Source organism: Gymnodinialimonas ulvae, assembly GCF_037543845.1.
GTDB classification, from domain to species: domain Bacteria; phylum Pseudomonadota; class Alphaproteobacteria; order Rhodobacterales; family Rhodobacteraceae; genus Gymnodinialimonas; species Gymnodinialimonas ulvae.
On the sequence record NZ_JBBIFX010000002.1, the window covers coordinates 680,741 to 702,347 of the forward strand.

The following is a 21,607-nucleotide window of genomic DNA, read 5'->3' on the forward strand; positions in this document are numbered from 1 at the left end:
GACTGGAAAACTGGTAGCGGAGGAGGCTGTTTGACCCCAGCCTCATCCAATCCAAAGTAGAGGCAAATAGACCATTATATGTTGGCTATGCTCAAAAATCTCTAATCAGCGTATCGCATCTTGTCCCACCCAATCCCATGAATTATGGTGGGACAAACGGTGGGACAGGTGAGCAATGCCGAAGCTAACAGCTCGTAAGATAGCCTCTTTGTCTGACGCTGGCATGTATGCCGACGGTGAAGGGCTGTATCTGCGCGTGGGTCCGACTGGCGCGAAGTCATGGATATTACGCACGACCATCCGGGGCAGGCGAACGTCCACTGGAAAGCCACTACGTTGGGAAGGTGGCCTTGGGGGTTTGAGTGTCGTCAGTTTGGCCGAGGCCCGCGAATTGGCCCGCGAACTGCGCAAAGTCGCCAAGGAGGGCGGCGACCCGTCCAAGGTCCGTGACCATGAAGACCTTACATTCATGGAAGCCGCCGAAAAAGTGCTGGACGGTCTGCGTCCCACTTGGCGCAGCGAGCGTCATGCAAAAATCTGGTGGGCCTCGATGGAAAACAATGTCTTTCCAAAGCTGGGCAATCGCGCCCTGCAATCCATTCAGTCTGGTGACGTGCTGGACGTTCTTTCACCAATCTGGGCTCAAAAGCACGAAACCGCCCGTAGGGTCCGGCAACGCATGACAACCGTTTTCGATTGGGCGAAGGGTGCCGGACACTACGTGGGCGAGAACCCTGTCACTGCCGTTGCCAAGTCCCTGCCAAGGGTCAACCAGCGCGCCCAGCACATGCCAGCACTGCCATGGCGGGACGTGCCCGCGTTTCTGGACGAGCTCCGACAGCGCGAAGGCGTGTCAGCGCGCACCCTAGAGTTCATTATACTGACCGCCGCACGATCCGGCGAGGCAAGGGGCGCGCGTTGGGATGAAATTGACGGCGATTGTTGGACCGTGCCAGCCGAAAGAATGAAGACCGGCCTACCGCATCGTGTCCCGCTTTGCCCCCGTGCTTTGGAATTGTTGGAGGCGGTGAAGGGCCTTGATGCAGAGTTGTGTTTCCCCTCGCCTTCGCTGGGCCGCGATGGGAAAGCGCGCCAGCAAAGCGACACGGTTTTTTCGGCTTTGTTCAAACGGATGAAGGTTGAAGGGATTACTACTCATGGTTTCCGGTCTACCTTCCGCGATTGGTGCACCGAAAGCGCCCATGCCCAGCGCGAAGTATCCGAAGCCGCCTTGTCCCACTCAACCGGCAACGCAGTAGAGCGGGCGTATGCGCGCTCAGACCTTTTCGAACGGCGAATGGCACTCATGGAGGCTTGGGGTCAGTATTGTGTTGGCGAAAGCGGCAAAGTCGTGAGATTAGCAAGATGATTGATGAGTTAAGACGTTACTCCTTGTCAGACCGAGTAGGTGAGATACGGCCCACTGCGCGCCATGAATTGCTGGTATTACAGTATTATCCAGAAGACGAAGCAAGCCGCCGACAGGCCGTATCAATCATTCATGACGAATACCGAAGATGGACTGAGTGTAATGGAGAAAACTATGAAGAGTCTTCGCTTGCGCATACATTGAGCGAAGCTCTCAATCCGTCCGCTGGGCAACGACTAACCTGTGGATTGGTAGGGCTTGCGCAGTTGGGTCTCAAGAGCGTGGGCTACCGGCCCTCTGTGAACTTGGCAAATGAAGTAGTGCAAGAATTCGCTGCTAGTGTTGGTTCAATTGAAGTTCAGACTCATACTAGAGGTAGTAGGCAAAAGACGCTGAAAATTCGACTCGTTTCCGACGCTGCAGACATTCGCAAAGCTTGGTCAAAATATCGGTCGATAGCGCACCTTTTGTCTGCTGAGGTAATCGCTAGTGAACACTTGGACTTGGGATATGGTTTTGGTTGGGATTTCGACGCAATGGCCTGTTACTTCAACACACTTGCCGCGTGCCAAGCAGCCACGTTTGAGCTTCCAGGTGTGAAAAGTTGGAAGCCTTGGTTGATTACTTGCGACCCGCCCTATGACCCTGCTGAATATCCTATCCTCGACGGGCGCGGAACCATGGCTACTCTATTCGATCCTTGGATAAAAAGCGGAAAGGCGGAGGCCGCGCGCAGAGGCCGCCGTTTTGATCCAAATTGGGACGCAGCTAGAGTTAGGGGAGTAGAAACCCCCTAAGGGAAGTTGAGATACCCGAATTAACAATCTGTGCAAAACCATCCTTTGTCAGCCCATCTCAACCTCTAGAGGGCTAACCATGCATACTCAAGAAACCCTAATTCGTGACCGCGAAGCTGCCGCCATTTTGGGCGCTTCTGTTTCGACCTTCTGGCGTCGCGTTCAGGACGGAGTAATCCCCCGTCCCATCAAAATCGGCGGGCTGTCCCGCTGGAAGAAGTCGGAAATCGAAGCCGTGATCGCCAAGGCGGAAGCCGAACGCGACGCCGCCTAAGAAAAACCCCACCCGAAGCATTCCGGGCGGGGCGGTATTCGTTCAACGTCGCTGTTGAGAATGTATCGCAACTGGCCCGGTTCTTCAAGTTTGAGGACCGAGTAAATGACCATCAAAAAAAGCAAACCACCAAGCAATACCCGGCGCGTTTATCGTTGGGCGGACCTTCCACCAACCACCTCGCCCGCGCTCTACAGGGTGACTGACCCGGGCCAAGAACCTCGCACAATTTGCGTGTCCAAGCACACCCGTCAGGTGCTGGAAGGTTTGATGGCAGGGCCAATGCTCGCGGCCAGCTATTGCCGATTGTCTGACAAGGTGCTGCCCCTTCGACGGGATCATGGAGTTGATATTCGTTGCGACCTCTACTGCGACGACAAAGAGACGGGTCGTGACCGCTACGGCGTTTACGTTCTGGTTTCGGTGGTCGAGCGGATCGAAATGGAGGACGCGGCATGATTGTCAGCACTTTTCCCATCCAAATCGTCTATCCCGTCGCAGGCACAATGTGTTGGTCAGAAGCAGGTGAAGCCCTTGGCGTCTGGGGTGTCGATGTTCCCATCCGCCCCAAAGCCCTGTTGAACACTGGCGCGGTGCGTGACCTTTCCGAAAAGGAAGCGTTTGCTTTCCGCAAGGCTGGGAAGGGGGGCACGCCATGAGGCTTGAAACTCCGACCTTCGAGCAAGTAGAGCCCCGCCAGCTTGTCCGTGACCTAGGCGGGCGTTGGGGGCAAGGGTACGGCACCGCGCCGTGCCCCATCTGCCAACCGGAACGGCGGAAGGGGCAAAACGCCCTGACCGTCCGGTCCGCAGGTGACCGGCTGTTGATGCACTGCAAGAAATCCGACTGCGCTTTTGTGGACCTGTTGCAGGCGGCGGGCATCAAGTCAGGGAGCTTCGAAATCGACCATTTAGCAAGGGCCGAGGCCGAGGCTGAACGCGGCAGACATGAGGCCAAGCAACGCCAGCGCGCTCGCAACGTGTGGGACAACACTATCCCAATCACCGGCACGCCCGGTGAAACCTACCTTCGCAGCCGTGGTATCACTTGCAGCCTGCCATACAGCTTGCGTTGGGTTGCAGATACTATGCACTGCCCAAGTGGTTCCTACTGCGCAGCCATTGTGGCGAACGTCACGCCGACAGGCGGTGTGCATCGCACCTTCTTCACCAAAAAGGGCGACCGTCTGCCAAAGAACGCCAAGATGATGCTGGGCCCTTGTTCTGGCGGCGCGGTGCGCTTGTCTGAGACGATTGGGCCGCTTGTCTTGGCAGAGGGTATCGAGACCGGCCTAAGCCTTCTGAGTGGGCTCCTGGAAGGTCCAGCAAACGTTTGGGCAACCCTTTCAACGTCAGGAATGCGGTCCCTTCACCTACCGCCCAAGCCCGTTGGCGGATCTCTGATTGTTGCGACTGATGGCGACCCGGCGGGTCGTGAGGCGGGGGCAAAACTAGCCGACCGAGCCCACGCGCTTGGCTGGCCAGTCTCGATCATGGCCGCACCGGATGGCCAAGATTTCAACGATGTTCTTCTGAAAGGCGGTGCCCAATGACCGCAATGAAACCCCAAGCCTACGTGCCCGAAGGCCCGCAACCGCTTTTGCGTGAACTGCCCAAAGGTGGCGAATATCCCATCGCGGCCCTTGGCCCCCTCAGAGAGGCCGTAGAAGCCGCACAGGCCACCACACAGGCCCCGATGGCCCTTGCGGCGCAGTCTGCCCTTTCTGTGGCGTCTCTGGCCGTGCAGGCGCATGGGAATGTCGAAACCTTGGGCGGGGATGCTCCTGTCAGCCTCTATTGTCTGACTATCGCCAAATCAGGTGAACGAAAGAGCGCGACCGACAGGCTGTTGATGCGAGGCCTGCGTGACCACGAGGCCGAGGCAAACGCCCAGCACCGCGAAGATGTTCAAGCATGGGAAAACGCGGTGGAACTCCACAAAGCGGAGCGGTCGCAGATTATGGGTGAATTCAAGGGCGCAAAGGGCAAAGGCAAAGCAAGTGCACAGAATGACCTAGAAGCACTTGGGCCAGAGCCAAGGGCACCCATTTTGCCAAACCTTACAGCCACCGAACCAACCCTCGAAGGCCTGCACAAGTTGTTCCTCATTGGCCAGCCGTCCCTAGGCTTATTCTCTGATGAAGGTGGCGGTTTTCTTGGGGGTCACGGCATGTCTCAGGATCACCGTTTGAAGACCGTTGCTGGGCTGTCTGCGCTTTGGGGTGGAGATCCTTTGACCCGCGTTAGGGCAGGCGATGGAACCTCTACCCTTTTCGGGCGAAGGCTGGCCGCTCATTTAATGGTGCAGCCGGTGGCGGCGCGTCCCTTGCTTGCCGATCCGGTGGCCAGCGGTCAGGGGTTTCTGGCGCGCTTCCTTATCGCCGAACCGGAAAGTGCTATCGGCTTTCGTCTGTTAAAGCGTCCGCCTGCGGATGCCGGACAGTCGTTAGATTCTTTCGCCCTGAAACTGCGGTCGATCCTGACAGCCTCAAAGCCGGTCGATGATGAGGCACCCCAGGAACTAAAGCCGCCGTGCCTCTCTTTATCCGAGGCGGCGCGGGATGCCCTATGGACCTATCACCTTGAAATAGAGCCAGAGCAACGCCCCGGAGGGCCTTTGGAGGCCTTGACCGCCTACGCTTCGAAGACGGTAGAGCAAGCCGCAAGGATCGCGGGTGTGCTGGCGTTGTGGGATAATTTGCGGGCGGTAGAGGTGGGCGAGCCGATGATGCGATGCGGTATCACGTTGGCGCGGTTCTATCTTGGAGAGGCCAAGCGTTTGGCCGAGACGGCGGAAGTCAGTGCCGAGACTGACAAGGCCGAAAACTTGCGGCAGTGGCTTCTAGATAACTGGCCGGAGATAGCGGCGAACAATGACCGCGAAGCCCATACAATCCTACCGCGCGACATAACAAGGTTTGGCCCCGGCTCCATGCGTGAGGCTAAGACAGTGACTGCCTTAACCAGCATATTGGTGCGCTATGGATGGTTGGTGCCCTTAGAGCATGGTGTGGTGATCGACGGCGCAGCGCGAAAGGTCGCCTTTCAGATTGTGGGTGCGAAAAATGGCTTCTAAAGCCTTCTGGGGTTGCGACACCTGCGACACCCGCGACATGGCGCGCCAACACGCATCCCATGTCGCAGAAGTCGCAGAAGTCGCAGCGGTCAGCTTCCGAGATTTGAGAATGTGCGGCTTCGATCACTGTGCGTGGAACCAGCTGGCCCGCCGACCAAATTCCCTAAGGGCGACCCTAAGATCACCCTTAGGTGATGGCAGGGTCTTTCGGGCAGTTCAAAAAAACCAAACCGTACAAATTCAGGCGCTTGCTGCGTCTATGACCCCCCCAAATTAGAGAAGGAAAGCCCATGCCAGCGCCAGACCCTGACCGCCTTTGGGTGGAGGAAATCGAACGAAACCGCATTCGGTTCATGATTCAGCCGCCCTTGGTGGGATGCCCCAAGGCGGCTAAGCGGCGAATGAAGCGTCTCTATCACGCCTTTCGGCGGGGCCGCGCGCTGGGCTGCGAGCGATGTGGAGGCCCCATTGCTGACCATAAGCGTGCCGATGCTCGCTTTTGCGGGATGTCTTGCCGGAACAAGGCCCAGAAATCCCGTCGCAAACGTCTCGACGAAGACCTCGCAATGTGGCGGCGAATGGAGGAGAAGCGCTGATGGTCACTGTTCACGTCACGGGGGCAGACCTTGCCCGACGCCGCAAGCATTTCGGAATGAACCAGACCCAACTTGCATGGGCAATCGGATGCGGTCGCAACGCTATCAGCTATTGGGAAACGAAACCGGGCGTGTGCCTATGGTGGGGCGTTCCCTATCGGATCGCTGTGCACCTTGGCTTACCCATTCCAAAACGAAAATGCACGGAAAGTACACCAGTACGCGCGCCCGCGCCCGCACGTCATGGGGTCTTAGCGGATGCGGACCTGCACCGAACGCTGGACATGATCCATGAAATAGAGAGAGATACTTTGCCCGCCTCTTGCAAACGAGTCCTAGGTAAGAATGGAAACGGTTCCATTGATGGCCACATTGGCTCAGCGGCAATAATGGAACTATGTGGGGCCAAAACGAGGACGGGCGAGCCGTGCCAGCGCAAACCCATACTTGGGCGCAAGCGATGCCGGAACCATGGCGGAATGTCTACCGGTCCCAAGACGGAAGAAGGCCTAGCCCGGATAGCTGAAGGACAAAGACGGCGCTGGAAAAAAGAGCTCAGCACAGATGTCACGGTATGCGCCCAAGAATAAAAAGGCAGACCCGCTCCTCACAGGTACTCGGTCAAGGACAAGCCTTGTGCATTACACTCATTTCACACAAAGGCCGTTTGTCTTGACGAACTCCACTGCCAACCGAGAAAACCTTCAGGTGTCGATGGGTACTGTAACCCTGAAGATGCACAATCGTTACTCCGATCCGGCGCGCGGCGTGACCCATGCATCAAGACGTGAAAGTGCCGTTCAAGCCAACCCTTGACAGTATGATGCAGCTTGTAGTCTGCGAAAGTGTGCGAGGCCAAGGTTTGGTCTGGGACGCAGCAGGGGCAACCTGCCTTCGACGTCTGGAACTCAGCGCAAAGCGCCAACGTCAGGGATTGCCCGTAGAGAACACTGCCGCTCTCAGCACGTTGAGCATAGGGGATTGCCGACGAGCGAGGTCCGGGTCTTCTTTCCCGAAGTGTTCAATTTCCGTCACGGCACGCGAAAGCTCATCGCGCGAGGTCGCGTTGTGCTCCGTCAAAATCCTCGCGTAGACTTCATCAACCAAAACGGTCATCTAAATTCACCTTTCAGAACCCGCACCGTCTCTCTTGAGGACAAACCAGATGCCTCAATGTGTGCGTGTCAGTGGGTAGCTCACCTATTTCCTAGCCCAAGAGGAGTCAAGGGAGGGAAACAAGCGGACGCAAGAGCAAAATCTTCCTTACACTGTCGCTCCTTAGCAACGGATTAATACACACCTTTTTCCGTTTGTCTGAGCAACAAACTGTGCGTATCTAGGCGCCAATCCGCTGATCGAAGTCCAAAAAAGGCAAGCCCTTACCCATGCCAACCACAGTGTTCGATTACATCAAGCTTGTCTTCCCAGAGTCAACAGCACCGTCCAACTTAGTCCAAAATGAGAGTGACTCCGACGAAACTCGCTGGTCGGTGTCACCGCCAATCCCAACGGACCTCTTTGCTGTTGCAGCAATACTGCTGGATACAAGCAGCGCGTTTTCACACTTCGACCCGGACCCGGATGGCGCTGATGACAATGACGAGCAGCCTTGGTTCAGTTTGAAGAAAGACGACCGAAGTGAGTGTGTTAGCTTGGCAAAAGAGTGGATCGCTTTGCACAGTGACCTACACACAGTGGCCACGCCTGAAGGTGTCGAAAAACTTTGGGGCGAGCTCTTGGCGGAAGGTCCAGAGCCAATAAGACTACCACTACGAAATCGATCAACCCCTGCTTGGTGGAAAACGGCGCTAAAGCTACTCATAATTGCCGATGAAGCTTCTGAACGGTTCGGTGCGCCGGAAGCTGCAGACGACCCCTACTTCAAAAAAGCAGTTGACCTGAAGCAAGTCCGGACCGTGCAATATGGACCTTCGAGCGAGACAAATTGGTCCGATGATATGGCGTACCTGCGCTCGCATGGCAGCGGTGCCACGTTTGGATTTCAAGCAGATCAAAATGTCGTAAACGTGTTCCCAAAAAGCCGGCTTTCAGTGGCTGGCTGCTCCCACAGAAACTTTAGTCGTAATTTGACCATGTTGCCTAAAGTGGGTGCTTCACGTTGCCATTGGCATATGCCACCAAGAGAGTTGGTCGAGGACGACGCCATGCCTGTCGACATCCTCATCATACCATTTCCTTATGAGTTAAAAGCGAAGTCATTCAAGCCGACGCACCAAGCCCAAGACAGCCTGCGAGGCGGAGATAAGTCTGACGCGAGAAGCGAATGGGGAAATTTTGAACTGCGTCAGGACTGGCTGAACGAATCTGACATTTGTGATCTCGCTGTTCGCTTGATGAAGTCGGCCAAAGAGGATGTTGAGAATGTCAACGTCGTGGTGTTTCCAGAAAGCTCATTGGATTTCCATACGTTCGGCAAATTATGCACGGAGCTAAAGAAGCTAGAACCGGCTCTGGAATTTGTAATTGCTGGATCAAGTGACAATTGTGATCCGGAAACAGATGGTCCAGGTAACTATGTTCTGACGACTGTATGGCATGACTTTGGGCAAGGCCCGCGGGCGGTGATCAGTAGCAGGAAGAAGCACCATCGCTGGATGTTGTCGGCAAATCAATTGGAAACATACGCTCTAACATCCACACTAGATCCGAGGGCGAATTGGTGGGAATCTCACAACATCGGTCAACGCGAGCTCCATTTTCATCCCTTCCGGAAAAGCTCCCTCTTCTCGGCTTTGATTTGTGAAGATTTGGCCAGAAGTGAACCATGTCACGAGGTTCTTAGAAGTATCGCTCCAAACCTCGTCTTTGTCCTGTTGATGGATGGCCCGCAGATCCCCAGCCGATGGTCGGCAAGATACGCATCCACACTGAGTGATGATCCCGGTAGCTCGGTCCTTACCCTTACTTGCTTTGGCCTCGTCGAACGTTCAAACCAAACTCAGATGTTCGAACCCCAACAAGCGGTGGCATTCTTTGCTAGTCCTTTTGGCCAAACGCCAATTCACATGCCATTCAAAGATGGTGCCAGAGGCGTGCTAGTAACTCTAACGTCAATGCCCGAGAAGGGTCAGCAGACTATCGATGGGAGAGTGAGTCAAGATTCGAGAGCGTGGAAGCTTACGAGTACACAGCCAGTGAAGCCACAGCCAAAAAGTAAAAAAAACCTAAACGGCGTGGCAAAACGGTTGGCCAAGCGTCGCAAGATGGTGAACAAAAAAGTCCGCTAGCTGGTACATTCTACCTTGCCATTGGTCCATTAATCACGTGCCAAGCTTTAGCGCTCCAGCGTGTCGATTGGGTTTGCAAACTCAGTTCAGATGGTGGGTGCTAAACGTGCAGCTCCATTGCGTCATGGGGTCTTGGCGGATCCAGACCTAAAGCAAACACTTGATCTCATTCACCGCATCGAACAGGACATATTCCAGAATGCAGCTTTGCCGCCCTCTGAGCGCGGAAAGTTCACGCAAAGCGGTTCTAGGGAAGTCATTAAGTTGGAGGCCGCATGTGTTGAGCCAAAACGTGCGACGGCACACCTTGTCGACGTAAGTCTGAAGAGGGGCGGAACCGGTGCCAAAATCACCGAAGGATCTCTTCCGGCCCGAAGACAGATCAGGGGCGAGCGCGCATCGAGGAAGCGCAAAGGCGAAGGTGGGATGAGCATTCCACGAATAAAAAGCTGCGTGACCCAACAGAAAATTGAAACGCAGCCCTATTGATTGATGCAAAAAGAAGTCTCTCCATTGAGTGGTTGCACGCAGGATATACCCATAGCTGAAGAAATCAGCGTTTCCGCAGGTTCACCATTCAGCAAGACGTTGCCGAGGCTACCATCATGTCTATCCGCCCAAACGCTTACGATTACTGACGCGCCGGATTCCGTCAAAAAGGTATGCTCCAGCAAGTGGGTCTCACGGTCTATTCTGATTGCAGCGAGTTGAATGCAATCCTCCGGAGCGTCTTGCAATATGCAAGTGGTTCTTCGTGCGGCATCGAAGGATCGGCCTGAATCGTAGGCCAGCAGGGCAATATCTGTCGCGGGGTGATGAAAGATGATCTCCGGCCAAGCCCTCAATGCGCCTTCGCAATCGCCGATTTGGGTGTAGCTTCTCTCATCATAGCCGCATAGCGATACGCTGCGATGGTCTTCGTAGACGTTAACCGTGGAGCGCACTGCGCAACCTGACCCATAGTAGCCGCTACGCTGAGTGCGAACCCGGTATGCTGGCTCTCCATTTATCACGTCTGTCTCGCTTTCCAGCGTTGTGCTGACGCTGTATTGTGGCAGAGGGGCTAAGGAAAAAATCTCCTCAGACATAACTCCACCAGAATAATACATGCTGGGCCGAATGGTCAGAGCTCCAATGGCGTTTTCACATGCAGCATTGTAGTTGAACGCGTCGGGTGTACGAACGGGTGTAACGCCTTCTAGACGGATATTGAACGATACAACTTCTTCGACCGTGTCGATAAATTCCATGTCATTTGGCGGTGTTTCCAGCATAAGTTGCAAGAGGTCGGGATGCAGCATGCGGCCCGGGCCGCTTGGGCTTCGGAGGTTAGCCAGTTCCAAGATTTCAAAAACGCTTTCCACTCCAAAATTGAACATTTCATTCATCTCTCCAGATGTGAAAAGTTCAGCGTCGTCCATCGTGGAGTATAGTCGATGAAATCCCAATAAACCTCCCACATGAAGGGTGCGTTCGGGCCTTGCTATCTCGTCGCCCCTAATCGTTCCCATCATGAACATAACACCACAAATGGAGAGGCATATTTCGCCAGATGCAACGTAGGTCGAAACGCCTTCTTCGTAGAAAAAACGGGCAATGCGAACGCCTTCATAGACGCTGCCCCCCTCGCTATCGAGGCAGACGCGAGTTCCTTCGGTCCACCCCATCTGGTTGCGGATTATGACTTCATCCCGCATCTCCACTAGCTGTGCATAGTCACCTTGAGAAATCGGGCCGGTCATCGAGAAGTTGCACGGTCCGCTACTGTGCAACTCGATTTCAGCGGCGCTAATATCCAGCGGAGTAAGAGCCACTAGTAAACTGCACAGCGATAGGAATTGCAGCGTAATTTTTGCAAGGCGGTACGTTAGTTTCCTCATTCTAGGAGCATCCCCAATTCTAAAATTGTCTGTGATGCCTCGCCATTTTCCTGAGGCGTTTTCGTAGACCTATTGGCACCAGAACTCAGGCCCATCTGGCCAGTAGCGCGCCAATCCTTCCCGAACCAGAATATCGCCTACGTCTTCGCCGTCGATGAAGATGTTCGCCAGCACCCTTCCGTAACGGTCGGCTTCGCCAAGTGGCTGCAATACCCACTCGTTTTGGTTAAGAAGGTCAAGGAAACGACGCGTAGCGGCGCGCGCCAAGTCGATTTCTTCAAAGCCGCCACAGACATTGGTGTGTTCCTCAGGTGTATCGTAACCTTCTATACGGTAATTCACCCCATCCAGCCAAAGCGTGTCTCCATCAACGACACACGTATACCGATCACTTCTCGGACACATCTCGATTGCAGAAGCTGAGCTTGCGGGGGCTGTCACAAGAGCGAGACAGAGGAGCACTCCAAAGGAAAGTGGGTTAGGCATGACATTTCCTTAGTATGCGACTGAGAGCCGAGTCTCGAACAAGGCTTGCTTTTGAAGTCTATCCATTCGAACGGGACGCGCCAAGATGGGCTGAAATCAATCCTGATGGTGGGGCAAATGGTGGGACAGGTGAGTAGGGCTTCACCTAAATATCTGATATACATGTATTTTCAGAATTGTATTGGTAGCGGAGGAGGGACTTGAACCCCCGACACGCGGATTATGATTCCGCTGCTCTAACCAACTGAGCTACTCCGCCACGATGGCGCGGTGGGTATGCGAGCGCGCGCGGTGCGTCAATACGAAAATCGCAACGCCCCGCCCGCGCTTGGCCCCTCACAAATAGGCAAGCCGCGCGTCTTCGACAGCCACGCGCAGGATCTGGCGTCCGATCACCCGGTCAGTGGCATCATAGGCGGCCAGCCGCACCACCAGAAGCGCGGTATGGCGATCCACCGACAGCGCGACCGATTGCGCCATGTCGGTGACCTCGGCGCGGGCATCGGCACGCAGGCGCACCGGCGCCAGCCCATGGTGGCGCAGCGATGCGGCCAGTTCCGCCGGGGCATCCTCGTCGAGCGCCGGGACCAGCGTCGCGGGCACGGCCAGTGCTTCCAGCGCCGCGCGCGATCCGCGATGTTTCAACGTCCGCTCCAGCACTGCGACCCGCTCGCAGCCCATGGTTTCGGCTTCCTGCGGTGTCGCGGCGCGTGTCGCGCTGCGCCCGCGGAACGGGTCCAGAGCTAGCGGCGCACCATCCGCCCCGCACAGCACCGGCGACGGTGCGTCGGCGGCGGCTGTGGGCGACGTGGGGGCCTTGGCGGCGACCAATGTGCCGCGCCCGGGCTTGCGGTTGAGGTAACCGTTGCCCTCCAGCGTGATCAATGCGCGCCGCATCGTCCCCTGACTGACGCCGAACTCAGCGGCCAATTCGAACTCATTGGGAAGGCGGCGCCCGATCTCCCAATCGCCACGTTCGATGCGGGCGACCATCTCGGATTCGGCGGTCTTGTATAAGGGAACGCGGGCCATATCTGGACCTTTCTATTCTACCATAACAGTTATGCCGCATCGCAGCATTTTACACAACGGGCGTCTCGTCGCGGCTGCTATGCGCGCCTTGCAACGCCCTCGTCCCGCGAACTGTGTGCGCGCCTGCCCCTGCCGCAATTGCGCCCGATCCACGCCAAAGAACCGCGCGACCCCGGTGCTAGACCGCCGCGCATGATGCACTCGTACCCCTCCGACATCCGTCTGGGTCCGCCGAAAAACGGCACGGTCTGGCCCTATGTGGTGCTGCCGGTGATCGGTTTCGGGATGATGATCTATCTGACCATCGACCTTTACCTGCTGCTGTCGCGCTCGGGCTCGGTTCACCCGAACGATTGGTGGGTTGTGGCGGGCATGTTGGGGATCACGGGGCTCTTCGCGCTGATGGCGATCGCGCTCTGGTACGCGCCGTGGAGCCGCGCCAGCCTGCATTTGACGGACCGGGGTTTCACCCTCGAGATCAGGGGTTTGCATGCGCGCAGACCGACGCGCGCGCAATGGTCGGACCTCATGCAGGTGACCATGGTCAGCCTGTCGCGCGGGGCGTCTTACTACCGGTTGGACATCGCCGGGCACCGCAGCGTCACGTTTCCGATCCTGGCCCTCGCCGCCGACCCGCCCGAGGTGTTGGCGGCGCTTGATGCCGCCGCCCGGCGCGCGGGTTATCACCTCTCGGGCCAGCCGCTCAGCGGTCCGGTGATCGGCCGCCGACGCTGGCAGGTTCTGCCGCTTGGCGGGCCCGGGGCCTAGCGCCGCTTAGCCAAGGGCCGCCGCCTGCGCAATCACATCGACATCCATCTGTCGCAGCAGGTCGATGTAATCCAGAAGCACCCAGTTTTCCGCGATCAACCCGGCCTCGCAGCGGTAGAAATCCATCACCCGCAAAGTCAGCGCGCGGTCGGTCGCAGGCACGCCCAGATACGTCGCCCGGTGCGTCATCGTCATCGACGGCCAACCCGACACGGCCGCGTAATCCCCGTCACCGATGCGGCAATAATGGTTGCCGCCCTTGCGATCCGGGAACGCCTCCAGAAACTGCGCGCGGTGGTGATCGACGAAGCCGGGCCATGTCACCGTCGACCCGATCCCGCCCGGCCCGTACCATGCGAAATCCGGGGCCCATGTGCCGCCCGCGCCCACCTGACCCTCCGATCCGAACGTGTCGGGGTTGTAGACATGCAGCGCGCCCAACATCGCCTCCACCACGTCAAGTGACGCGGGGCCTTCCGTGCGATCTGCTGGGCAGAGCCCGTCTTGCGTGGCGGGCGCGGGGAAGGTGATCGGCGCGCCGTAATGTGCCTCGGTCAGCGGCCAGCGCCCACATTGATGCAGCAGGTCCAGAAGGTCGATGATGATCCGCGCCTCTGTGACGCGACCGTTCTCGACACGCCAGAATTCCCCGATCCGCAGGTAGGCCAGCTTGCCCGAGGGCGCGATGCCCCACAGCGGTGCGGTGAACAGGCCGGTCACATGGGTGACGCACGCCACCCAATCGCCACCGTAATCGCGGCGATTCTGGCCGCCGATCACCATAAGATCCCGCCTGCGCGGCGCGCTGAACGCGGCTCGGATCGGCGTGATAAGCCCATCGGCGATGGCATCACGCCCGCGCAGCAGGCCAACGGGGTCCGACACATGAACCTCGGCGTCGGGTGCGAAAAGCGCGGCGGTAAGCGGCGCAACCTCTTTATTTGTCGCGGTAAAGAGCGCGGCCAATCCGCTGCGCAGCAGGTTGCGGGGGTCGATCATGGCGCACCTCGTGTGAAATCTTCGCCCGTTTCTGTGCCAGAGCGCGCAACTTGGCAAAAGGCAAATATTGCAAACCTATGCAAATTGGGCACATTGGGTCGTAATCGGGCCTTTTCGGAGGTCTGGATTGTGAAAAGATGAACGGGTCACCGGAATACCGGGACCAAGGACATAACAGGGAGATACCAAATGTTCGTCAAACGCCTTGCCCTCGCAGGCGCGGTCAGCGTCGCGGCCACCGCCGCCTACGCCGACGGTCACGCCACCTGCGATTTTGAGAACACCACTGAAATCACCATGCTTTCGGCTGCGTTCGAAGCCTGGGTCGCCGCCACCGACGGCATGGCCGCCTGCGGGAACTTCTCGCCCGAGCTGGACCAGGAATTCCGCACCAAGCAGCCCGAAGGCTTCGCCGCCAACCCGTCGCTCTATCAGATCGGCGGCGTCTCGAACGGTACCATCACACCGCTTCTGAACCAGGGCACGATCCGTCCGCTGGATGACCTGATCGCCGAATACGGCGGCCAGCTGACACCGAACCAGCTGATCCAGGTCGATGGGCAGACCATGGCCGTCGCGATGATGGTCAACGTGCAGCACCTGATGTACCGCTCCGACATCCTGTCCGATCTGGGCATCGAGACCCCCACCACCTGGGACGAGGTCCTGACCGCCGCCGAAACCATCCGCGAAGCCGATGTCGTCGATTACCCGCTTGGCGCCACGATGATGGCCGGCTGGAACATCGCGCAGGAATTCGTCAACATGTACGGCGGCTTTGGTGGCACGCTCGTCAATGACGACAACACCCCCGGCGTCAATTCCGAGGAAGGTCTTGCCGCCCTCGACATGATGATGCGCCTGACCGAATACATGGACCCCGAATTCCTCGTCTCCGACAGCACCTACGTGCAGCAGCAGTTCCAGCAGGGCTCGATCGCGATGTCGAACCTCTGGGCCAGCCGCGCGGGCGCGATGAACGATGAAGCCGAAAGCCAGGTCGTGGGCCTCGTCGCCACCTCTGCGGCACCGACGGCGATGGATGGTGGCGCACCGGCCACGACCCTGTGGTGGGACGGCATCGTCATCGCCGCCAACATCTCGGACGAGGAAGCCGAAATGGCGTTCCGCACCGCGATGGCCGGTATCGACAGCGAAACCGTTGCCGCCGCCCCCGACGCGGCCATCTGGCTGATCGAAGGCTACGAGCCCAACGACATGTCCGCAGGCGCCATTGCTTCGGCCACCGCCACCCCCGCGCCCCCGGCCTATCCCTCGACCACGCAGATGGGCCTGATGCACACGGCCCTGGGCAACGAATTGCCCGCGTTCTTCACCGGCGACGTTTCCGCCGAAGAAGCGCTTGCCGCGGTTGAGGCCTCCTACACGGTCGCCGCGCAGGAAGCGGGCTTGCTGGAGTAAGCGATACGAAAACCACCGGTCAGGGCGGCACAACGCCCTGACCAACACCACCGACCGGGGGCCAGACCATCATGAAATTCAAGACCTTCATCTGGTTCGTCGGACCCTCCCTGTTCCTGATGCTGCTGTTCATCGCCCTGCCGCTTTATGCCGTGCTGGTGGGCTCGTTTCAGGTCACGCAGCCGATCATGGAAACGGTCGAGGTCGAAAGCTGCACCGCGGGTTTCCTCGCGCAGACCTGCACCACCGAGATCCGCACCGTTCCCGTCCTCGACGAAGACACCGGCGAGATGCTGACCACCACCGAATGGGTCGGCTGGCTCTCCTACGAACGCGTGCTGGAGCCGCAACGCGCCTGGGACGCGATCACCTCGCTCAACTACGGCGCGTTGATGCAAATCGACTTCTGGGCCGCGCTGCGTTTCACATTGATGTTCACCTTCATCACCCTGCCACTGGTGATCGGCGTGGGCCTTGCCATCGCTTTGGCCGTCAACAACGCCGCGAAATCGATCCGCGGCCCGATCATCTTCGTCTCGCTCCTGCCGTTCATCATCACGCCGGTCATCGGCTCGCTCTCGATCTATTGGCTGTTTGTCGGCGACGGCATCCTGACCCGCGGGATCGAGGCCTGGCTCGACCGCGACATCGCCATGTTCGCGCAGGCCTGGACCATCGAATTGCTCATGCTCTTCTACCGCGTCTGGCACGTGGCGCCTTTCGCCTTCGTGATCTTCTACGCGGGCCTTCAGACCGTGAACCAGGACACGCTGGAATCGGCCATCATCGACGGCGCGACCCGCTGGGATCGCCTGAAATACGTCGTGATCCCGCACCTCATGCCGCTGATCGTCTTCATCGCTTTGATCCACCTGATGGACAGCTACCGCGTCTTTGACGAAATCGTCGGCTTCCGCGCGCAGGCCCATGTGATCTCGCTGCAATATCTGACCTTCGACTTCCTGCAGCCCGACGATGCCGGCAACCGCGCCTTCTCGCGGGCCTCGGCCTCGTCGATGCTGACGATGGTGGGGATCGTGATCCTGCTGATCCCGCTCCTGCGCCGCACCTGGCGCGACCACAAGGGAGGGTCGCATTGATGGGTTTGGCCCTGTTTTCAAAAGGCAATAGCGCCCTTGCCATTGAGCGCCCCCGGTTGCCGTTGATCCGCCCGTTGGCCCCGCCACCGGGTAGCGCCCGATCCTCCCGCCGGGAGAGCGCTTCACGCCCCTCCAAGGGTCGCGCGCTGCCCTCTGCAACTGCAATGCCGGTCAAAATGATAGCGAGGACCCAGCCATGAGCGACACCCCCCGCGCCATGCGCCAACCCCTCGGCCTGCGCATCGGCTCCGCCAGCTTCCTCGCTTTCTGGTGCCTGCTGGCCTCCTTCCCGATCGTCTGGATCACCCTGATGAGCTTCAAGTCACCGGTGGACGCCTTCGCGGCCAACCCGTTCGACGTGATCCTCGGCCCCGCGACCCGTGACCGGGGCAACGGCCTGTCGGCGCTCGACCTCATCCTCGGCCTCGTCGTCCTGTTCTTCGCGATCAAACTCGCCTTCACATGGCTGCCCCGCCGCGTCACCGACTGGTCGCCCAAGGGCCAGGTCTGGGCCGGGTGGATCATCGGCGCGATGGCCTATGGCGTGGCCTTCATCTTCGCCTTTTTCCTGATCCTTCCCGCGATCCTGGGCCTCCTGAACCCGATCCTCGGCCCCCTCGGCACGCCCATCGTGGGCCTGACGACCGAGCATTATCAAACGATCTGGGTCGAACGCGGCTTCTACAACAATTTCGTCAACTCGCTGATCGTCACCGGCGGCACCGTCACCATCTCGCTGACCATCGGCACGTTGGCGGGCTACGGCCTTGCGCGGTCGGGCTCCAACATCGCCTTCTGGATCCTGATCGTGGCGCTGATCTTCCGTGCCCTGCCGCATTCCGTCCTGCTGGCGGGCTATTTGCCGGTCTTCGTGAATTCCGCCGAAATCCTGCGCCCGTGGCTCGGCGAAAACGCCCCGACGCTCTATGGCCAGCCGCTGGCCGTGATCGCCGTGCTGGTCTCGATCAACCAGCCCTTCACGATCTGGATGCTGCGCTCGTTCTTCCAGAACATCCCCAATGAGTTGGACGAGGCCGCCCGCGTCGACGGCTGCACCCATTTTCAGGCGTTCCGCTGGGTCATTATGCCGGTGATGTGGCCGGGCGTCATCACCACGGGGCTGTTTTCGTTCCTGTTGGCTTACAACGATTACCTGATCACCGCGTTGCTTCTGGATGGCACAAACCAGACCATGGTTCCCGCCATCGCGGGCTTCTTCAACCGCGAGACCACCACGACGGATCAGGTCGTCGCGGTCGCCGCCGCCGTCTCGATCATCGCGCCGCTGTTCCTTTTGGTGATGGTGTTCCAGCGCCAGATTGTGAGCGGGCTGACGGCAGGGGCTGTAAAGGGGTGAATTGACGGACCCGCGTTTACGCGGGCGAAAGGTCCAGTGGACCTTTCGGTCAATTCACGGGCGGAGCCCCGGCTGACGGACCCGCGTTTACGCGGGCGAAAGGTCCAGTGGACCTTTCGGTCAATTCACGGGCGGAGCCCCGGCTGACGGACCCGCGTTTACGTGGGCGAAAAGTCCAATGGACCTTTCGGTCAATTCACGGGCGGAGCCCCGGGTAGGCTGACCGGGCGCAACGCGCCCGACAAAAGGTCCAGTGGACCTTTCATCCGCTGGTGTCTGCGATGGATCAGGCTGCGAACATCATGCTTAACGAAACGTTAACAAGATCGCCTTTTCATCACGAAAACAGAAGCTTGACCCCCGGTTGCAACCTTGCAACCGCTCACCCCAGCACCCGAAAGCTCTCTCCCAGCCACGGCATCTGCTCCTGCCCCGGCTCCCAGAAATGCTGCCCGATCAACTCCCGCGCCAGCGCTGCGATCTGCTCCGGAATACCCCCCGACCAATCCGACGTCGCATAAAGCACGATCTGCCGCGCCATCGCCGCGCCCGGCAGCGGATGCGCGTCGATCCCGCCCGCGAACCGCCCGCCTCGCAGCAGCGACAAAGGCGTCGTGATCGTCCAGCCTTGCCCCGCCGCCACCATCGCGGAGATGGATTGATTGCTGTCCATCTCGAACCGCCTGAGCGGCACCGCCCTGCCCCGCGTCAGCCACGCCTCGATCTGCGCCCCCATGATCTGTTCCATATCCCGGCGCAGCAGCGGCAAATCCGCCAGACCCGCCAAGCCCTGGCTCACATCTGTTCCGCGTGGCACCGCGAGGATATAGGGGTCCTCCAACAACGGCAGCGCGACGGTCCCGGCAGGCGCCGCGCGCCCGGCCGCCGCGATCACCATGTCCAACTCCCGGCTCCCGATCCGCGCGTTGAGAAGGTGGCTCGGCGCGGTGCGCAGCACGAAGGCGCAATGGCTCATCGCATCGGCCAGCCGCGTCGCCAGAAGCGGGGTCACCTCGTTCTCGAAATCCTCGATCACGCCTAGCGACAGCGTCGAAAGCCCGCTCAGATCCAGCGCCGTGAGGTCGCGCTGCCCCGAGCGTAGCGCCTTCAGCGCCGCCTTCACCTGATCCAGAAATATCCGCCCCGCAGGCGTCAGCGTCATCGGCCGACGCGACGCATCCACCAGATCCGCGCCCAACGCGGCGCTGAGGTTCTTCATCTGTTGGCTGACGGCGGGCGCGCTCATCCCCAATTCCGCCGCCGTGGCCGCAACCGATCCGGTGCGTGCCAGGGCCTCGAACACCTCCAGCCCGCGCAGCGTCAGACCTTTGAGAAGCGGCGCCGGCATCGCGTCAGGCGTTCACGATCTGCGCCAGAAGCTCCGGGGCGACTGACACCGCGCCGCGCTTCGGCACCGCACCCGTCTGAGGTAGCGCCTCCAGCAACGCCTCGGCGGCGGTCATCTCGGGGTTCAGCGCGGCGATCCAGCCTTTGTGTGCCACCGGCCCGTCCAGCGGTGAATCCGCCGCCTCCGGAGCCAGCGACAAGAGCGCCGAGAGCATGGTTTCGTCTTTCTGGTCCAGCGGCGTGATCCGCTGCGCCGTGGGCCGGATGGCAAAAGCGGTGCCTTCCGGGCGAAGCGACAGGCCGGCCAGACCCGAGGTCGCAAGATCCGTCATCGCACCGGCCATCGCACCTGGATCGCTGGCGCGCTTGAGGTGCAGGAGGGCCAGCCCCTCGCTCATCGCCATTTCAATCAGCCGGGGCAGGGCGCGCGCCAGGGCAGGGGCGGCAAACCCGTGCGCCGCATCGACGTGCAGCACCGCCGCCGCCGGTGCGCTCACCGTTGGTGCGGTGTCGACATGGATGCGCCCATACCGCAGCAATCGGATGTCGCGCAAGAGTGCCTCGAACCCGCAATCCGTGTGGCCGGCGGCCTGCGACAGGGCGACATCGCGTGCGATCAACCGCGCATCCGCGGACGCAACACCCGCCCGCAACAGACAATCCTGTGCGAGCATTTCAAGATCGGACAGGTCATAAAGCTCATCCATGGCAGAAGTCTTTTCGTCCATTGCGCGTCAGGTCAATGGGTCAGAGGGCAACGCGATCCCTCCGGCAGACCTACGCCATGCCTCTACCCTTCCAGCACCAGTTCCGGAAACCGCCGCGCGGTGTCGCGGATCGCCTTTGCCAGACGTTCAAACGCAGGCGTGGAACCGGAGCTTGTGCGCCAAACCAACCCGATGGAACGCGAGAATTTCCGCCCCCGGAACGGCCGCACGACCACGTCCTGCGCGCGACCCTCGATCTCGGACCGCACGTAGAGCGCTGGCAGGAACGTAAGCCCCATGTCCATCGCCACCATCTGCCGCAGCGCGTCCAACGACGTGCCCTCATAGTCGCGGCTCATCTGCGCGCCGGTCTCCACGCACAGCGCCGAAATCTGGTCATGCAGCGCGTAGTTTGGCGACAGCGACAGGATCGTCTGATCGGCCAGCTCCGGTCCTTCGATGTTGGACGATGCCTCCAGCGGATGATCGACCGGCATCGCCACGCCAAGCGGTTCGCGAAACAGCCGCGCGGAGGTCAGGCGCGCACCCGGCACCGGCAATTGCGTCAGGATCAGATCATGCATCCCGTCGTTCAATTCGCGGATCAACGATTGGGGCGCGCCCTCACGGATATAAAGGCGCAGATCGGGGTGCGTGCGGTGCAGCTCGCCCACCACATGCGGCATCAGGTAGGGGCCAAGCGTCGCCGACGTTCCAAGGCGCAACGTGCCGCCCATCCCCGATTGCAGCGTCGCGGACAGATCGACGATCCCTTGCCCGGCATCGTGGATGTCACGCGCGCGTCCCGCGACCTCGCGCCCGGCCTGCGTCAGGCGCACCGGGCCGCGCCCCCGTTCCACCAGCGTCAGCCCCAATGCATCTTCCAGCGCCTTGATCTGGACCGACAGCGACGGCTGCGAGATCCCGCACGCCTCTGCCGCTTCGCGGAAATGATGTGTGTCCTGCAGCGCGATCAGGTATCGCAACTGCCGCAAAGTGAATGGAAGGTTTTGTGTCCGCACGGGTCTATAGCTTTTTTCTATTGGTTTTATCGGTCATTAGGTATTTTAACTATGACGCTACCGGAATAGGTTAGGGTGCAAGCATTCGAAATCAATTGCGGTGGGGCACGCTGCCGCATTTGAGGGTG

At 59.4% G+C, this 21,607-nt stretch carries 21 protein-coding genes, 1 tRNA gene and 1 pseudogene; 14 read left to right on the forward strand and 9 right to left on the reverse strand.

The annotated features are described in order from the left end of the window. Window positions 1–175: 175 nt before the first annotated feature. From V8J83_RS13220 to V8J83_RS13255, 8 genes are all read left to right on the forward strand, one after another. Window positions 176–1,369, forward strand: coding sequence for a tyrosine-type recombinase/integrase (locus V8J83_RS13220; protein ID WP_339986871.1), 1,194 nt, complete (start codon window positions 176–178; stop codon window positions 1,367–1,369). Then, window positions 1,366–2,166, forward strand: coding sequence for a hypothetical protein (locus V8J83_RS13225; protein WP_339986872.1), 801 nt, complete (start codon window positions 1,366–1,368; stop codon window positions 2,164–2,166). The genes V8J83_RS13220 and V8J83_RS13225 overlap by 4 nt, the downstream gene beginning before the upstream one ends. A gap of 79 nt (window positions 2,167–2,245) precedes the next feature. Further along, a complete protein-coding gene (locus V8J83_RS13230; RefSeq protein WP_339986873.1) occupies window positions 2,246–2,440 on the forward strand; it encodes a helix-turn-helix transcriptional regulator in 195 nt (64 codons plus the stop codon). Window positions 2,441–2,545: 105 nt separating this feature from the next. Continuing rightward, window positions 2,546–2,899, forward strand: a complete 354-nt coding sequence (locus tag V8J83_RS13235; RefSeq protein WP_339986874.1) for a hypothetical protein — start codon at window positions 2,546–2,548, stop codon at window positions 2,897–2,899. Further along, window positions 2,896–3,099 carry a hypothetical protein gene (locus V8J83_RS13240; protein ID WP_339986875.1) on the forward strand — a complete coding sequence of 68 codons (204 nt, stop codon included), beginning with the start codon at window positions 2,896–2,898 and terminating at the stop codon, window positions 3,097–3,099. Before V8J83_RS13235 ends, V8J83_RS13240 begins: the two co-directional genes overlap by 4 nt. Then, the gene (locus V8J83_RS13245; RefSeq protein WP_339986876.1) at window positions 3,096–3,992 is read left to right on the forward strand and encodes a DUF7146 domain-containing protein; all 897 of its coding nucleotides are present in this window, start codon (window positions 3,096–3,098) and stop codon (window positions 3,990–3,992) included. The genes V8J83_RS13240 and V8J83_RS13245 overlap by 4 nt, the downstream gene beginning before the upstream one ends. Beyond that, entirely contained in the window at window positions 3,989–5,515 is a 1,527-nt protein-coding gene (locus V8J83_RS13250; protein WP_339986877.1) for a YfjI family protein, read from the forward strand. The genes V8J83_RS13245 and V8J83_RS13250 overlap by 4 nt, the downstream gene beginning before the upstream one ends. 985 nt (window positions 5,516–6,500) lie before the next feature. Beyond that, a complete protein-coding gene (locus V8J83_RS13255) occupies window positions 6,501–6,701 on the forward strand; it encodes an HGGxSTG domain-containing protein (protein ID WP_339987009.1) in 201 nt (66 codons plus the stop codon). Window positions 6,702–7,038: 337 nt separating this feature from the next. Here the strand turns inward: V8J83_RS13255 and V8J83_RS13260 are convergent, their stop codons facing one another. Further along, entirely contained in the window at window positions 7,039–7,227 is a 189-nt protein-coding gene (locus tag V8J83_RS13260) for a hypothetical protein (protein WP_339986878.1), read from the reverse strand. A 281-nt stretch (window positions 7,228–7,508) separates the two neighbouring features. On the opposite strand from V8J83_RS13260, the gene V8J83_RS13265 reads away from it, so the two are divergent. Next, window positions 7,509–9,359 (forward strand): hypothetical protein, encoded by a 1,851-nt coding sequence (locus tag V8J83_RS13265; RefSeq protein WP_339986879.1) that lies wholly within the window; start codon window positions 7,509–7,511, stop codon window positions 9,357–9,359. Between the two features lie 296 nt (window positions 9,360–9,655). Continuing rightward, window positions 9,656–9,832, forward strand: a pseudogene (locus tag V8J83_RS19065) (hypothetical protein); the annotation flags it as partial. 9 nt (window positions 9,833–9,841) lie between these two features. Here the strand turns inward: V8J83_RS19065 and V8J83_RS13270 are convergent. The 4 genes from V8J83_RS13270 to V8J83_RS13285 all read right to left on the reverse strand — a co-directional run bounded on the left by V8J83_RS13270 (window position 9,842) and on the right by V8J83_RS13285 (window position 12,757). Then, on the reverse strand, window positions 9,842–11,239 hold the full coding sequence (locus tag V8J83_RS13270) for a hypothetical protein (RefSeq protein ID WP_339986880.1): 1,398 nt from the start codon (window positions 11,237–11,239) through the stop codon (window positions 9,842–9,844). 69 nt (window positions 11,240–11,308) lie between these two features. Then, window positions 11,309–11,581 carry a thermonuclease family protein gene (locus tag V8J83_RS13275; RefSeq protein ID WP_339986881.1) on the reverse strand — a complete coding sequence of 91 codons (273 nt, stop codon included), beginning with the start codon at window positions 11,579–11,581 and terminating at the stop codon, window positions 11,309–11,311. A gap of 326 nt (window positions 11,582–11,907) precedes the next feature. Beyond that, window positions 11,908–11,984 (reverse strand) — tRNA-Met (locus V8J83_RS13280). A gap of 77 nt (window positions 11,985–12,061) precedes the next feature. Next, the gene (locus tag V8J83_RS13285; protein WP_339986882.1) at window positions 12,062–12,757 is read right to left on the reverse strand and encodes a GntR family transcriptional regulator; all 696 of its coding nucleotides are present in this window, start codon (window positions 12,755–12,757) and stop codon (window positions 12,062–12,064) included. Window positions 12,758–12,949: 192 nt separating this feature from the next. Here V8J83_RS13285 and V8J83_RS13290 point away from each other — a divergent pair, with 192 nt between their 5' ends. Beyond that, window positions 12,950–13,525, forward strand: coding sequence for a hypothetical protein (locus tag V8J83_RS13290; protein ID WP_339986883.1), 576 nt, complete (start codon window positions 12,950–12,952; stop codon window positions 13,523–13,525). A 6-nt stretch (window positions 13,526–13,531) separates the two neighbouring features. Here the strand turns inward: V8J83_RS13290 and V8J83_RS13295 are convergent, their stop codons facing one another. After that, window positions 13,532–14,524 carry an ester cyclase gene (locus tag V8J83_RS13295; RefSeq protein ID WP_339986884.1) on the reverse strand — a complete coding sequence of 331 codons (993 nt, stop codon included), beginning with the start codon at window positions 14,522–14,524 and terminating at the stop codon, window positions 13,532–13,534. A gap of 189 nt (window positions 14,525–14,713) precedes the next feature. On the opposite strand from V8J83_RS13295, the gene V8J83_RS13300 reads away from it, so the two are divergent. The 3 genes from V8J83_RS13300 (at window position 14,714) to V8J83_RS13310 (ending at window position 18,403) form a co-directional block, all read left to right on the forward strand. Beyond that, complete coding sequence (locus tag V8J83_RS13300; RefSeq protein ID WP_339986885.1) at window positions 14,714–15,946, forward strand: ABC transporter substrate-binding protein; 1,233 nt, start codon at window positions 14,714–14,716, stop codon at window positions 15,944–15,946. A gap of 71 nt (window positions 15,947–16,017) precedes the next feature. Then, complete coding sequence (locus tag V8J83_RS13305; protein ID WP_339986886.1) at window positions 16,018–17,046, forward strand: carbohydrate ABC transporter permease; 1,029 nt, start codon at window positions 16,018–16,020, stop codon at window positions 17,044–17,046. A gap of 196 nt (window positions 17,047–17,242) precedes the next feature. After that, complete coding sequence (locus V8J83_RS13310) at window positions 17,243–18,403, forward strand: carbohydrate ABC transporter permease (protein ID WP_339986887.1); 1,161 nt, start codon at window positions 17,243–17,245, stop codon at window positions 18,401–18,403. A 382-nt stretch (window positions 18,404–18,785) separates the two neighbouring features. On the opposite strand, the gene V8J83_RS13315 is transcribed toward V8J83_RS13310, so the two are convergent. The 3 genes from V8J83_RS13315 to V8J83_RS13325 form a co-directional block, all read right to left on the reverse strand. Continuing rightward, window positions 18,786–19,751, reverse strand: coding sequence for a LysR family transcriptional regulator (locus V8J83_RS13315; protein ID WP_339986888.1), 966 nt, complete (start codon window positions 19,749–19,751; stop codon window positions 18,786–18,788). A gap of 4 nt (window positions 19,752–19,755) precedes the next feature. Next, window positions 19,756–20,457, reverse strand: a complete 702-nt coding sequence (locus V8J83_RS13320) for an Ldh family oxidoreductase (RefSeq protein ID WP_339986889.1) — start codon at window positions 20,455–20,457, stop codon at window positions 19,756–19,758. 83 nt (window positions 20,458–20,540) lie between these two features. Continuing rightward, window positions 20,541–21,443 (reverse strand): hydrogen peroxide-inducible genes activator, encoded by a 903-nt coding sequence (locus V8J83_RS13325; RefSeq protein WP_339986890.1) that lies wholly within the window; start codon window positions 21,441–21,443, stop codon window positions 20,541–20,543. Window positions 21,444–21,607: the final 164 nt, after the last annotated feature.

Bases quoted from the DNA above. Each gene is read 5' to 3' on its own strand.
- V8J83_RS13235 (WP_339986874.1), top strand. From the start codon at position 2,546: ATGACCATCAAAAAAAGCAAACCACCAAGCAATACCCGGCGCGTTTAT.
- V8J83_RS13300 (WP_339986885.1), top strand. From the start codon at position 14,714: ATGTTCGTCAAACGCCTTGCCCTCGCAGGCGCGGTCAGCGTCGCGGCC.
- V8J83_RS13260 (WP_339986878.1), bottom strand. From the start codon at position 7,227: ATGACCGTTTTGGTTGATGAAGTCTACGCGAGGATTTTGACGGAGCAC.
- V8J83_RS13255 (WP_339987009.1), top strand. From the start codon at position 6,501: ATGGAACTATGTGGGGCCAAAACGAGGACGGGCGAGCCGTGCCAGCGC.
- V8J83_RS13250 (WP_339986877.1), top strand. From the start codon at position 3,989: ATGACCGCAATGAAACCCCAAGCCTACGTGCCCGAAGGCCCGCAACCG.
- V8J83_RS13240 (WP_339986875.1), top strand. From the start codon at position 2,896: ATGATTGTCAGCACTTTTCCCATCCAAATCGTCTATCCCGTCGCAGGC.
- V8J83_RS13305 (WP_339986886.1), top strand. From the start codon at position 16,018: ATGAAATTCAAGACCTTCATCTGGTTCGTCGGACCCTCCCTGTTCCTG.
- V8J83_RS13220 (WP_339986871.1), top strand. From the start codon at position 176: ATGCCGAAGCTAACAGCTCGTAAGATAGCCTCTTTGTCTGACGCTGGC.
- V8J83_RS13245 (WP_339986876.1), top strand. From the start codon at position 3,096: ATGAGGCTTGAAACTCCGACCTTCGAGCAAGTAGAGCCCCGCCAGCTT.
- V8J83_RS13290 (WP_339986883.1), top strand. From the start codon at position 12,950: ATGATGCACTCGTACCCCTCCGACATCCGTCTGGGTCCGCCGAAAAAC.
- V8J83_RS13285 (WP_339986882.1), bottom strand. From the start codon at position 12,757: ATGGCCCGCGTTCCCTTATACAAGACCGCCGAATCCGAGATGGTCGCC.
- V8J83_RS13310 (WP_339986887.1), top strand. From the start codon at position 17,243: ATGAGCGACACCCCCCGCGCCATGCGCCAACCCCTCGGCCTGCGCATC.
- V8J83_RS13295 (WP_339986884.1), bottom strand. From the start codon at position 14,524: ATGATCGACCCCCGCAACCTGCTGCGCAGCGGATTGGCCGCGCTCTTT.
- V8J83_RS13270 (WP_339986880.1), bottom strand. From the start codon at position 11,239: ATGAGGAAACTAACGTACCGCCTTGCAAAAATTACGCTGCAATTCCTA.
- V8J83_RS13320 (WP_339986889.1), bottom strand. From the start codon at position 20,457: ATGGATGAGCTTTATGACCTGTCCGATCTTGAAATGCTCGCACAGGAT.
- V8J83_RS13315 (WP_339986888.1), bottom strand. From the start codon at position 19,751: ATGCCGGCGCCGCTTCTCAAAGGTCTGACGCTGCGCGGGCTGGAGGTG.
- V8J83_RS13230 (WP_339986873.1), top strand. From the start codon at position 2,246: ATGCATACTCAAGAAACCCTAATTCGTGACCGCGAAGCTGCCGCCATT.
- V8J83_RS13225 (WP_339986872.1), top strand. From the start codon at position 1,366: ATGATTGATGAGTTAAGACGTTACTCCTTGTCAGACCGAGTAGGTGAG.